Annotated in this window: 11 protein-coding genes and 2 riboswitches; of the genes, 4 read left to right on the top strand and 7 right to left on the bottom strand. The window is 45.7% G+C overall.

Annotation, left to right across the window (positions count from 1 at the left end):
* The 4 genes from CEF21_RS09465 to CEF21_RS09450 all read right to left on the bottom strand — a co-directional run bounded on the left by CEF21_RS09465 (position 1) and on the right by CEF21_RS09450 (position 4,005).
* Positions 1 to 630 carry a methylthioribulose 1-phosphate dehydratase gene (locus tag CEF21_RS09465; RefSeq protein WP_123915662.1) on the bottom strand — a complete coding sequence of 210 codons (630 nt, stop codon included), beginning with the start codon at positions 628 to 630 and terminating at the stop codon, positions 1 to 3.
* Positions 627 to 1,292: a 2-hydroxy-3-keto-5-methylthiopentenyl-1-phosphate phosphatase gene (locus CEF21_RS09460; protein ID WP_123915660.1), complete on the bottom strand. Its 666-nt coding sequence runs from the start codon at positions 1,290 to 1,292 to the stop codon at positions 627 to 629. The genes CEF21_RS09465 and CEF21_RS09460 overlap by 4 nt, the downstream gene beginning before the upstream one ends.
* Positions 1,289 to 2,533 (bottom strand): 2,3-diketo-5-methylthiopentyl-1-phosphate enolase, encoded by a 1,245-nt coding sequence (gene mtnW, locus CEF21_RS09455; RefSeq protein WP_123915657.1) that lies wholly within the window; start codon positions 2,531 to 2,533, stop codon positions 1,289 to 1,291. The genes CEF21_RS09460 and mtnW overlap by 4 nt, the downstream gene beginning before the upstream one ends.
* Before the next feature lie 79 nt (positions 2,534 to 2,612).
* Positions 2,613 to 2,724: riboswitch (SAM riboswitch) on the bottom strand.
* 96 nt (positions 2,725 to 2,820) lie between these two features.
* Positions 2,821 to 4,005 carry a pyridoxal phosphate-dependent aminotransferase gene (locus tag CEF21_RS09450; protein WP_123915654.1) on the bottom strand — a complete coding sequence of 395 codons (1,185 nt, stop codon included), beginning with the start codon at positions 4,003 to 4,005 and terminating at the stop codon, positions 2,821 to 2,823.
* 103 nt (positions 4,006 to 4,108) lie between these two features.
* Between CEF21_RS09450 and CEF21_RS09445 the strand changes: the two genes are divergently transcribed.
* From CEF21_RS09445 to mtnA, 3 genes are all read left to right on the top strand, one after another.
* Entirely contained in the window at positions 4,109 to 4,915 is an 807-nt protein-coding gene (locus CEF21_RS09445; protein WP_123915651.1) for a carbon-nitrogen family hydrolase, read from the top strand.
* A 79-nt stretch (positions 4,916 to 4,994) separates the two neighbouring features.
* Positions 4,995 to 5,158, top strand: a riboswitch (SAM riboswitch).
* Between the two features lie 88 nt (positions 5,159 to 5,246).
* Positions 5,247 to 6,440 carry an S-methyl-5-thioribose kinase gene (gene mtnK / locus CEF21_RS09440; RefSeq protein WP_123915648.1) on the top strand — a complete coding sequence of 398 codons (1,194 nt, stop codon included), beginning with the start codon at positions 5,247 to 5,249 and terminating at the stop codon, positions 6,438 to 6,440.
* Between the two features lie 17 nt (positions 6,441 to 6,457).
* A complete protein-coding gene (mtnA, locus tag CEF21_RS09435; protein WP_123915645.1) occupies positions 6,458 to 7,522 on the top strand; it encodes an S-methyl-5-thioribose-1-phosphate isomerase in 1,065 nt (354 codons plus the stop codon).
* 59 nt (positions 7,523 to 7,581) lie between these two features.
* On the opposite strand, the gene CEF21_RS09430 is transcribed toward mtnA, so the two are convergent.
* The 3 genes from CEF21_RS09430 to CEF21_RS09420 all read right to left on the bottom strand — a co-directional run bounded on the left by CEF21_RS09430 (position 7,582) and on the right by CEF21_RS09420 (position 11,140).
* A complete protein-coding gene (locus CEF21_RS09430) occupies positions 7,582 to 8,163 on the bottom strand; it encodes a DUF2087 domain-containing protein (RefSeq protein WP_123915642.1) in 582 nt (193 codons plus the stop codon).
* A 289-nt stretch (positions 8,164 to 8,452) separates the two neighbouring features.
* Positions 8,453 to 8,932 (bottom strand): methylated-DNA--[protein]-cysteine S-methyltransferase, encoded by a 480-nt coding sequence (locus CEF21_RS09425; RefSeq protein WP_241156807.1) that lies wholly within the window; start codon positions 8,930 to 8,932, stop codon positions 8,453 to 8,455.
* Positions 8,933 to 11,140 (bottom strand): PAS domain S-box protein, encoded by a 2,208-nt coding sequence (locus CEF21_RS09420; RefSeq protein ID WP_123915638.1) that lies wholly within the window; start codon positions 11,138 to 11,140, stop codon positions 8,933 to 8,935. It lies immediately after the preceding gene.
* Between the two features lie 297 nt (positions 11,141 to 11,437).
* On the opposite strand from CEF21_RS09420, the gene CEF21_RS09415 reads away from it, so the two are divergent.
* Entirely contained in the window at positions 11,438 to 12,445 is a 1,008-nt protein-coding gene (locus CEF21_RS09415; protein WP_123915635.1) for an acyltransferase family protein, read from the top strand.
* The last annotated feature ends 49 nt before the right edge of the window (positions 12,446 to 12,494 follow it).

Raw genomic sequence — 12,494 nt, 5'->3', positions numbered from 1 at the left:
TTAGTTGAATTGGACTGCACTCATTTGTTTAAGTCTGAGATGATAGGAAAATAAAAATTCGCATGCCTCTAAATATTTTTTAGCTTCGAAAGCGTCCCTGCCCCATACCGTAATTCCGTGGTTGCGGATCAGGACAGCTCCTGCGTCCTCATGGACATGCTGTCCGAAAACACCGGCAAGCTGCGGAATGTCAGCGTGATTCGGAATGATGGGAATTGAAATGGAAGCATTCTCCTCCCAAAGCCCGAACGCTTTAATGATCTCCTGGCCTGTGAACGTAACAGCCCCTTCATGCGCATACAATTCTGAAATGACATTGTTTTCAACCGTATGAACATGCAGGCTGCAGCCTGCTTGTGTGCGGCTGTATACTTCCACATGCAGCAGCGTCTCCGCGGATGGCTTCAGGTCTGTTTCCTCTGCAGGAACTCCATCTGCATTCACTAATAAAAAATCGTCCGCCGTCTCCTTCCGTTTGTCCTTTCCGCTTGCCGTGACATAAAAGGTGAGCGGATCTCCGTCCACTTTAATGGCGAGGTTTCCGCTCGTCGCAGGGAACCAGTCTCTTTCAGCAAGCTCCCGCTTAACATCTGCAAGCTCTCTCCAGCGCTGTTCTTTCAGCGTGCTCATCGATTCATCACCCTCCTGCTCTCTAAAATGCTGATGACATCATAAAATGTTTCAAAAGGTTTATACGGCAGATTCTGTTCAGATGCTTTTTCCAGCAAATAATCCCTTGCAATGACGAAATCCGCCATTTTCGCTGCTTCAAGATCTGTGACAGAGTCGCCTATTACAATCACTTCATCATCTGAAGCTGCGAGGCTGCGGATAATGGATGGTTTGCAGCATCCGCATTCGAGCTCGCAGCCGCTCTCCTTATCACACGGATTCGGCCATTTAATGCAAATGCGTTCTCCCTGAAAATCCGCCAGATTGCAGTAAATGCGTTCCTTTTCAATGATCCCTTCAAGAAGCGGATAAACAAAAAAATCAATGCCTCCGCTCACAATGTACAGATCGATCCCCTGTTCTTCTGTATAAGCTGCAAATTCAGCAAATCCTTCCCGGATTTCTGCCTTACTTAAAATATAGCGGATAATATCATCTCTTTTGGATGAGGGGAGGAGAGAAAACATTTTCCCTACACCCTCTTTGACAGAGATGGATCTATCCAGTACTTGATCTTTAAGACCTGCCCACTCAGGAGGAGCGAACCTTTTCATAATTTCAATAATGTTATCGCTGTTGGTGATGGTGCCATCGAAGTCGCAAAAAATAATCGGCTTCATTTCGCTGCTGCCTCATATTGTCCCCATAGCTCAAGGGCTTTTCTCAAGTGCTCATCTGTTTTGGCTTTTTCATCGAGCGGGATGCCTTCAAGAACAGCATCCACTGCCGAGCGGAAAGCCGCAGCGCCGCCTTTCGCTCCATTTGGATGACCGTGGATCCCTCCTCCTGCATTAATAATGCTGTCGAGCCCGAAGTCCTTTATGAGTACCGGCACCATTCCTGGATGGATTCCTGCAGAAGGGACAGGGAAAACCTCTTGATGCAGCCCTTCCGTCGTGCATGCTTCTGCTATTCCGAGCGCTTCCCCTTTTTCTAAGGCAACACTGCCATACGGAGAAGGGAAGAGCGAAAAGTCCGCTCCTGCAAGACGGGTCAGTTTTCCAAGAATCAGAGAATAAGAGAATCCGTAGACAGATGATGAGGCAAGCGCACCGCTCACTGCCGGATGAGCCATTATCGGCACCGGGATTTGATCATCTTCGGCAAGCGCCTGCAGGACATCGAGACCATATGCATGGACGTTAAACAGCAATGCCGTTGCGCCGGCCTCCGCTGCATATCTTGCTTTGTCCCGGAGTTCAAACGTTCTTCCCGTGAGATTGACTGCATAAAGAGAATGTTTGCCCGTTTCTTCTCTCAGCTGATCGATTATGCGGCGCCCCCGCTCTACCCGTTTAGAGAATGGCGTAAGCGGATTGTCAAAAAGGATTTCATCATCTTTGACTAAGTCCATTCCTCCCGCAAGCTGATCATAGAGCTGCTTTTCCAGATAATCGAGATCCTTGCCGATGACTCCTTTAAAAATACTCATCAGCAGCGGCCGGCCATACACACCAAGCTTCTCTCTTATTCCGCTGATTCCATATTTAGGACCCCGGAATTGTTTGGCCAGAGAATCAGAAAATTCAAGATCTAGAAGCTTCACCTCTCCGTCGAGAGACAATTTTCCGAAGACTGTCGTCAGAACAGCCGGCAGGTCCGGACTGAAATTGGCGGAAGGATAAACAATTTTAACGAGGCCTCTCGTTCTTTTTTCTCCAAAATAGGCATTCACACCCGGATCCTCTTCTAATTCTTTGACGGAAAGGACCGTCCCTTTATGCTTTTTGAGCTGTTCTTTCTCAAGGTCAGGAAGATCTGTCCAGGACCCGATTGTCAGTCCAAGCGCGATTCCTTCCGCTTTTTTTTCCAAGCTGCCTTTACGGTCATGGATTAGATAGGTTGCTGTCACTTGACTCAATTTCATTCCCCCGCTTTAAACCAAATTAAAAAGCCTCTTCCCAGGTGAGAGAAGAGGCTGTGCATAGCAATGCTGCAGTACCTTATCTCTCAGCTTTCCGCTGCAAGAATTAGCACCGTGCCCGAACGGATCCGTTCGGGTCGGTTGCCGGGCTTCATAGGGCCAGTCCCTCCGCCTGCTCTTGATAAGTACGTTATAGACCTGATAGGTTCATCAGGTTAAATTTTCAATTAATTTGGATTATTACAGGAATTCGATGCAATGTCAACCCATTTTGCAAAAAACTTTCACTCTGCTAAAGCAAAAAAACCAAGTTTTGATATTCTCTCTGCCGCTTCTTCAATCCTTTTTTCTTCTGTCAGCAGACCCACTCTCAAGTACCCTTCTCCATATTGGCCGAACCCGTTTCCAGGGGCTGTCACAACCGATGCCTTTTCAAGTAGAATGTCGGCAAATTCCTGGGACGTATACCCTTCAGGTACTTTCAGCCAGGCGAAAAAACTTCCTTTCGGTGCCTGAATCTCCCAGCCGATACTTCTGAATGCCCGGACGAGCGTGTTCCTTCGGTTTTCATACATCTCAACGAGCCCGCTTATGCTTTCCCGCCCGTTCAGCAGCGCTGCCGCAGCGGCATCCTGAACCGCGCCAAACACGCTCACGTACATATGGTCCTGAAACAGATTAATCGCCTCAATAACAGATCGATTACCTGCAGCAAAGGCCACTCTCCAGCCCGCCATGTTGAACGTTTTGGACAGGGTATACATTTCAATTCCCACTTCTTTTGCACCCGGAGTCTGCAGAAAGCTCAGGGGCTTTTCCCCGTCAAAGCCAATCGCACCGTAGGCAAAATCATGGATTGTACAAATATGATGCTTACGGGCTAATCGGACCGTCTCTTCAAAAAATTCCTCTGTTGCCGCTGCCCCTGTAGGGTTGTTCGGGTAATTCAGGAACATAAGCTTTGCTTCATCCAGGACTTCCGGCTGGATGGTTTTATAATCAGGCAAAAAACCGTTCTCTTCAAGCAGCGGCATTGTGTGCATTTCCGCTCCCGCCATTTCCACTCCGGACCAATAGTCGGGGTAGCCGGGATCCGGTACGAGGGCCATATCTCCAGGATTCATCAGGCACTGCGGGAGCTCCACCAGGCCTGCCTTTCCGCCAAACAGGACAGCGATTTCCGTTTCTGGATCAAGGGAAACGCCGTATTCTCTTTGATAGAATGCTGCCGCTGCTTCCTTCAGTGACTGTTTCCCTCTGAAGGGAGAATATTTGTGATTCAGCGGGTCTCCGGCAGCTTTTTGCAGGGCCTCTACAATAAAGGACGGGGTCGGCTGATCCGGGTTCCCCTGTCCAAGGTTAATGATGTCATAGCCTTCTTTTATCTTTTTTGCCGCCTTCAGGGACAGTGCTGCAAAGAACTGTTCTGGCAAACGGCGGAGCAGCCGGGATGGCTCAAATTGGTTCAATTTTTTCACCTTCTCAAAAAATTCTTGAAATTCTAGTCCCAAATCATATAGTGTTAGGTACAAAAAGTAAAGCAAAAATTTACCGATAGAAAGCTGGGACGGGATGACATACACCATTAGCTGTATTCAATACGATATTGCATTCGGAGATCCGGAAGAAAATAAACGGCGTGTTGCCGAAGCACTTGAAGAAGCGCATAAGGCTGGTAAATCAGATTTTATCGTTCTTCCTGAATTATGGGATACCGGGTACGATCTGACAAGACTGGACGAGATTGCTGATGCCGGTGGCCGGGATGCCCATCAATTTCTCTCCTCCCTTTCAAAAAAGTATGGGACGACGCTTGTTGCAGGTTCGATTGCTAAAAAATCCGGCGATGAAGTGACGAACACGATGCTCATTTATGACAAAGAAGGAAATCACATTCATGAATACAGTAAGCTTCATCTATTCAAGCTGATGAACGAGCACCGCTATTTAACGGGCGGAAAAGGAAGCGGCCTTTTTACAGCGGACGGCGTAACCTGTGCGGGCTTCATTTGCTATGACATCCGTTTTCCTGAATGGATGCGCGAGCATGCTGCACAGGGGGCGGAAATATTATTCGTAGCGGCAGAATGGCCTCTTCCGCGTCTTGAACACTGGAGGTCCCTGCTCATTGCAAGAGCCATCGAAAACCAGGCATTTGTTGTAGCATGCAACCGATCCGGATCGGATCCGGAAAACGAATTTGCCGGCCATTCCATTGTCATTGACCCATGGGGCAATATTTTGGCCGAAGCGGGAAAGGAGGCAGAAATTCTGCGGGCTGAAGTGGACTTGGAAGAGATTAAAAAAATCCGCAGCCAAATTCCTGTCTTCCAGGATCGCCGTCCTGAATTTTATCAATCATTTGTAAAAAAGGATTGACAGGTGCATTCTTGTACTGGTAACATTTTCATCAAGTGATTACAAAACAATAAAAACATTCAAAAAATTATAAATGAAACTCTTATCGAGAGTTGGGAGAGGGAATTGGCCCGTTGACCCCAACAGCAACCGACCGTAATACCATTGTGAAATGGGGCGCAAAAGTCAGCGCCGGAGCTATACGCTCCATAAGGCACGGTGCTAAATCCGGCAGAAAGAATCAATCTTTCTGGGAGATAAGAGGTGCGAAGACTGTCTCTTCAAGCCTCTTTCTCAAAAGGAAAGAGGCTTTTTCATTTGTCTTTATCAGGAAATCAGGAGGGAAATTAAGATGGCCATTCCACAATCATCACTTTATGAACCGCTTACTGAGAGCTCTGCTGTCGCACTCGCAGTCAGACTCGGACTATTCGAGGACCAGACAGTCCTTCACTGCGAAGAAATCGGCGACGGCAACCTAAACCTTGTCTTTCATATCACCGATCCCAAATCCGGCAAAGGCGTCATTTTAAAACAGGCGCTTCCCTATGCAAAAGTGATCGGCGAATCATGGCCGCTGACGCTGGACCGGGCACGGATTGAAAGCAGCGCCCTTGTGAAACAGGCAGAGTTCGTACCGGGGCTCGTACCCGAGGTCTTTTATACGGACCAGACGCTGGCAATCACAGTAATGGAAGACCTGTCTCATCTGCAAATCGCGAGAAAAGCGCTGATGGAAAGAAAAAATCTTCCGGCACTGGCAGGGCATATTGGAACGTTTATGGCGAGAACCCTATTTTATACAAGTGATTTTGCATTAAAGCCTCATGTTAAAAAGCAGCTTGTCCAGCAATTCTCGAATCCGGATTTATGCAAAATCACAGAGGATTTTGTCTTTACGGATCCGTTTTTCGACCATGATTCCAATGATTTTGAACCAGAGCTGAAGGAAGCGGCCGAAGCACTTTGGGCAGACACTCACGTGAAGCTAGAGGCCGCGAAGCTGAAGAGGAAGTTCCTGACGGAGGCAGATGCTCTGCTCCATGGAGACCTTCATACCGGAAGCATCTTTGTAAGTGAAACCGAAACAAAGGTAATTGATCCGGAATTTGCCTTCTTTGGGCCAATCGGATTTGACCCCGGCCAGTTTATAGCCAATCTCCTGCTAAATGCTCTATCAAGAGATGAGCACGAACAGGATTTCATTTTTGAAGCGATTGAAGAAGCATGGAACACCTTTGAAGAAACGTTTACGGAAGCATGGAAAAAAGACAGTCTTGAGCGTTATGCAGAGGTTGATGGCTATCTCGAACATACATTGGAATCCATCTTTGAAGATACGATCGGATTTGCAGGCTGTGAGGTGATCCGCCGCACTATCGGCCTTGCCCATGTAGCCGACCTGGATACGATTGAACCGTACGAAAGAAAAATTGAAACAAAAATCCAAAGCTTGGAACTTGGAAAGAAACTGATTAAACAGCGCCGCAATATCACGGAGCCCGGCCAGCTGAAGCGTTTTTTCCGCCATGCCATTGCACGTTAACAGGAGGATTCTGCAACATGACAAATTTATCATTTTCCATACCCCGTTCAGTAGAATGGAAGGACAGCTCTATTTCCCTGCTGGATCAGCGGAAACTTCCGTCCGTAACGGAATATATAGAATTAAAGACGATTGAAGATGTATGGGAATCCATCCAGAGTCTAAAAGTGCGCGGAGCTCCAGCCATCGGCATCACGGCTGCATTCGGGCTTGCCCTTTCCGCTTCCCATTATGAAGAAACAGATATTCACTCTTTTCATATCAGACTGAAAAAAGAGCAAGCCTATCTTGCCGGCTCCAGACCGACTGCTGTTAACTTGGCCTGGGCTTTAAACCGGCTGGAACAATCCTGCCAAAGAGCCCAATCTGTAAATGAAGCCAAAACCATTCTTATCCATGAAGCGATTCAAATTCAAGTGGAAGATGAAGAAACCTGCAGACAAATCGGGCAGCATGCGCTAAAGCTTTTTCAGAAAAAGGACCGGATCATGACCATTTGCAATGCCGGCTCGATTGCTACCGCGCGCTACGGTACAGCTCTCGCTCCGTTTTATCTGGCGAAAGAACAGAATTTCCCGCTGGAGGTTTTCGCCTGTGAAACACGGCCTGTGCTCCAGGGTGCGAGGCTGACCGCATGGGAGCTTATGGAAGCTGGGGTCGATGTAACCTTAATTACCGACAGTATGGCGGCTTTCACGATTCAGGAGAAGAACATTTCAGCCATTATTACCGGTGCGGACCGGATCGCAAGAAATGGAGATACGGCAAATAAAATCGGAACCTATAATTTAGCCATCCTGGCAAAAGCGTTCAACATCCCTTTTTACATTGCTGCCCCCCTTTCTACCTTCGACTACAGCATTGAAACAGGTGCGGAAATTCCTATTGAGGAGCGGGATCCAAAGGAAATCACCGAACTTGCAGGGGTGCGGATCGCACCGCACGGCGTTCCGGTGTTTAATCCGGCTTTCGATGTGACCCCGGCAAACCTGATTACCGGCATCGTGACGGAGAAAGGCGTTCTCACCGGAGACTTAAAAGAAGCCATCAGCGTCCTGTTCAAAGAGGAATCAGCTGTTTGATCCATTAGAAAAAGAGCCTCGGCACAGGCTCTTTTTTTGTTTGCTTATATAAGCGGAGGCTATCCTTCAATTCCCGCCCACAGCTCTTTTGGATTGAGTTCATATATGCTGTTATCCCGATACATGATTCCGTTTACAATAAATTCTCTGCGGATTGTGGCAAAATCTTCGTGGAACCGTTTGATTGCTTCATTTATCTCTTTTTCGGTGTATTTTCGTCCTGCTTCGAATTCTTTCGCTATGTAGAAAAGGACCATAAGCTTGCGTTTCCGCTGAGAGGGGATCGTTTTCAATTTCCCTTCTTTTGTCAAATAGTTCTGAACGACCTTCATGTGCTCTCCGGACAGTTCTTTCACTCCCGTTCCCTCCTTCGGCTCCAAAAGACGGACAATATCCCCTGCATGGCTAGCAATGACCTTCTCCTGAAGAAAATAATAGATGGTGTTTTTTTCTCTCTTTTGATGCACAAGATTCATCTCTTTCAGCTTCGCCAAATGGTGAGTAATGGTTGGCGGAGTGAGCCCGAGGATCCCTGCCAGTGCCTGGCCGTGCTTCGGACCCCCGGACAAAATGGCAATGATTCTAAGCCTTGTCGGATCACCCATCGCCTTATGAAACTGGACTAAACGGTTTAGCTGCAAAAACCACCATCTCCTTATTCGATTATCATCTAATTAGATAATAATCTCACCACCAAGTTCTGTCAATTATTTTTGGAGTTTTACAATCAACTCTGCCTGTTCTTTAGATAGCACGTTTGCCTTCTGAAAAAGGGCTGCATATGCGGCCACTTTTGCCTGTCTGCCTGGCTTCAGCATGTTTACTCCTCCTTTATTGCCCCAGGGAAACTTTTATTCCTTTACTAAATAATATGTCGCTGCTGCATATTGGTGACAAGCGTAAAAAAAACCGGAAACAGTTCATCCGGCTTTATCTGTTAAATTCTATTTTCTCATGCTCCAGCAGAATAGCTTTCAAATCAGTTTTTGACCCGGCATATCCGGTTAGGGACTGATTCTTCCCAATTACTCTGTGGCAGGGAATAAAAATAGGCAGTTTATTCGCTTTATTTGCCTGTCCGGCTGCGCGAACCGCTTTTGGACTGCCCGCTTTTGCAGCAATTTCTGCATAATTCAGTGACTGGCCGAAAGGGATCTCCCTAAGGGCCTCCCATATCCTCATCTGAAAAGGTGTACCTATGATGGATAGTGGCAGGTCAAACTCATTTCTTGACCCGCTGAAGTACTCCTCCAGCTGTTTTTTTGCTTCTATTAATATTGGATAATCGGCAGCGGCTTCCTGACTGGAAGGCATAACAGATCCGGGAAGGTCGACCCTCGTTATAGATTCTCCATCTGAAACAACCCTTAATGGACCAATGGGCGTTTCAACACAAATATATCCTGGCACTTATTTCACCTCATGGTTTCCCGCTGGCAGTGTGATAAAAAAAGTCGTTCCTTTGCCCACTTTGCTTTCCACTCTTACCTTACCGCGGTGTTCTTCAATTATTTTATAGCTTACCATAAGTCCCAGGCCAGTGCCGCGGTCTTTTGTTGTATAAAAAGGCTCTCCCAGTCTTTTCAGCTTATCTTCCGGAATTCCGTTTCCTTCGTCTTTTATGGAAATACTGAGCTGATCGGGACCTTGCATTTTAAGGACCGATTTGACCGTTCCGCCGCCGGGCATGACTTCTATGGCATTCTTTAATATATTAATAAAAACTTGTTTCATCTGGTTCGGTTCACAGTAAATGGACGGAATGTCCCCTTCTTCGGACAGCTCGAGCTGAACGTTCGAAAAAATCGCCTGGGCATTGAGCAATTCCATCGTATCCTTCATGATTTTGACAATGCTGTTCTGTTCAAAATGTACAGCCTGAGGTTTTGCAAGCACAAGAAATTCTGTAATGATGGATTCAATGCGGTTCAGCTCCGACTTGATGACATTAAAATACATGCCAAAGTCGTCTTTAACACTTCCTTCAAGCAGCTGAATAAACCCTTTAAGGGCCGTCATCGGATTGCGGATTTCATGGGCAATCCCTGCAGCGAGCTCACCCACTACATTTAATGTGTCCGATTTCCGGAGCCTTTCTTCCAGTTCTTTTCGTTCTGTGACATCCCGGAAAATAGCCAAATGCATATTTTCATTTAAATTTAGCTTGAGAGAGAAATCTAATATTTTGTTTTGCCCGTTTTTAGATTGTAAATGAATTTCTTCCGTTCCTTCTTCTTCTTTTTGAAATTCCGCCAGAAAATCGGAAGGCTGCTTGCTTTTATCCGGGAAAAGCAGCGAATAAAGGTTGCATTGTTCAATTTCCTCATGCGTCATTTCAAATATTTTGGCGGAAACAGGATTTGCCGCGATAATCCTGTAATGACTGTCGAACAATACAATCCCTTCCAGCGCCCCGCTGAAAATCTTTCTGAACTTTTCTTCGCTTTCCCTCAATTCTTTTTCCATCCGGTTCCGGTCACTCACGTTGCGCAAAACGGTCAGATGCTGGCCTTCAAAGACATTTGCTTTGGAAGTGAATTCAAGGTCCTTGCATTGTCCGTTCGGCATGTGAAAGCGGAGCTCCTGCCTGATGGAGCCTGTCGTCATATAATGCCGGAAAGCCGCCTGATAACGCGGGTCTTCTTCATCGAGAAAATCTGTAATGGAACTTTTCAGCAAACCGTCCATGGAAAGCTCAAAAATACGGGTTGCCCAGCGGTTTGCTTTTAAAATCCTTCCTCTTTTATCCCATATCACAATGGCATCCATAGCATTTTCAAATATCTCCCGAAAACGGACTTCACTCTTATGAAGCTCTGCTTCCATGCTTCTCTTTTCGGTTATGTCCCTCATAATCGACATGTAATAGCCATTCAGAATATTAGCTGTGGTCGTAAATTCAAAGATTTTCCTTGTGCCGCTTTTCAGGCGCACAGGGAGATCTCCTTTGGCTTTTCCGGATTTGGATAACAGTTTCCACGTCTGTTCAATTTTAAAATGGCTTTCTTTATCAATAAAGTCTTTGAGCCGGTAGGAAGAAAGCTGATTTTTCTGAATTTCGAAGTTCTGGCAGAAGGATGTATTGGCATCTACTAGCCGTCCATGGTGATCATAGATAACAATTCCGTCCAACGCGCGGTGAAAAAGATCCTGAAACATCTTTTCATTGATGGAACGTTCTCTTTCCAGCATCTTTTTGGACGATACATCTCTCATTATGGAAAGGTCATCGCTGCCTATCGCATTTTTTTTAGCCGAGAACTCGATAAATTTCAGCTGCCCATTTTTAAGTTTTATAATGATTTCCTCATTAAGGGATCCTCTTTCAGAGAGCTGATCCCGGTGCCTTTTAATTTCTTCGTTTGGAAACATAGCCAGATAATCATAGAGAGATTCTTTTAACAGCGTCTCCCTTTCTTCCTCAAACATCTTACAAGCTGCCTCATTGGCATCTTTAAAGTTCATGTCCTGATCAAAAATAATAATTGCATCCAGTGCCTGATCAAAAATAACCTGGTGCTTCGACAGTTCCGATTTCAACTGCTTATTTTCATTTTTCAGGCGGTTCAGTTCGCTGTTTAGCCGAGCAATTTGCGCCTCCTCTATAAGCTGACTCATCCCCCGTACACTCCTTTTTCCCCTGTTCTGCATATCATTAATTTCTACAATAATTTCCATTGTCCTTCAAACTGGCCCGCTAAAAGTCGCGATTTGCGGAAAAACCCCCATTCCTTTCCTCTTTATATCAGTGCAAATACATTTTTCACAAATATGTAACAGCGCGGTTAAATCCGGCTGACAATCCGGTTAAAGGGCAGGAATCACCATTTGATTTGTTTTACACTGTTCACGCATGGGTAAATTGTATTTACAGGAATTCCCGTAAATTTAGCGCATTCAGGCAGGTGATTTGAGTTGAAAACGAGAGACAGCTACTTTGATAATGCGAAGTTTTTATTAATTATCCTTGTCGTATTTGGCCATCTCATCCGTTCTTTTATTGATAACAACGAAGTGATGCTCCACATTTACAAATTTATTTATACGTTCCACATGCCGGCCTTTATTTTAGTATCCGGCTACTTTGCAAAAGGTTTCCGCAAAAAGGGATATGTAGGAAAGATTGCAAAAAAGCTGATCATTCCTTATTTGATTTTCCAGGGGATTTACTCGGTCTATTATGTCCTCATCCAAAAGCAGGATCAGCTTGAGCTCAACCCGCTTGATCCGCAGTGGTCTTTATGGTTTCTGCTAAGCCTGTTTTTCTGGAATCTGATGCTGTTTGTTTTCACAAAAACAAACTGGAAAATCGCTCTTACCCTTTCATTTCTGCTAGGAATCGGAATCGGATACGCAGATTTTGCGAACAGCTTTCTGAGTATGGGGAGAACATTTGTATTCTTTCCGCTTTTCCTGATTGGTTTTTACATGAAAAGAGAGCATTTTTATAAACTGACTTCTTTTAAAGGGAGAGTCCTTTCCATACTGTTTCTGGCTTTTACTTTCAGCATGTATTTCTTCTGGCAATTTGATTTTGAATGGCTCTTTGGTTCAAAGCCGTATTCTGCATTCGGGCAGGCTGTCGCAGTAAGTGCGCTCATCCGTTCTGCCTTTTATGGTTTGACCGTTGCCACTACGCTGAGTTTTCTTGCGATTGTCCCTCAAAGAGAGGCTTTCTTTACAACATGGGGCACGAGAACCTTTTATGTATATCTCCTGCATGGTTTCATCATCAATGGGATTCGCAACAGTCCGGCAGAAAGCTGGCTGAATGATTATCAAAGCATCACCATTTACGCAGCTGCAGCGATTATCGTGACGTTCCTTCTGTCTTCTAATTTAATCAAAACACTGACGGAGCCGATTGTTGAACTGAAAGCCACACGTTTGAAGCGGAAACTGAAGTCCATACAGCAAACCTAGAAAATGGCGGGTGCCTCGCGGGCACCCGCTTTTTTTTGAGGAAAAACGT

The organism is Bacillus sp. FJAT-42376 (assembly GCF_003816055.1).
Lineage (GTDB): Bacteria > Bacillota > Bacilli > Bacillales > Bacillaceae > Metabacillus_B.
Note: the sequence above shows the minus strand (reverse complement) of the source record. Positions and strands in the feature narration are given on the sequence as shown.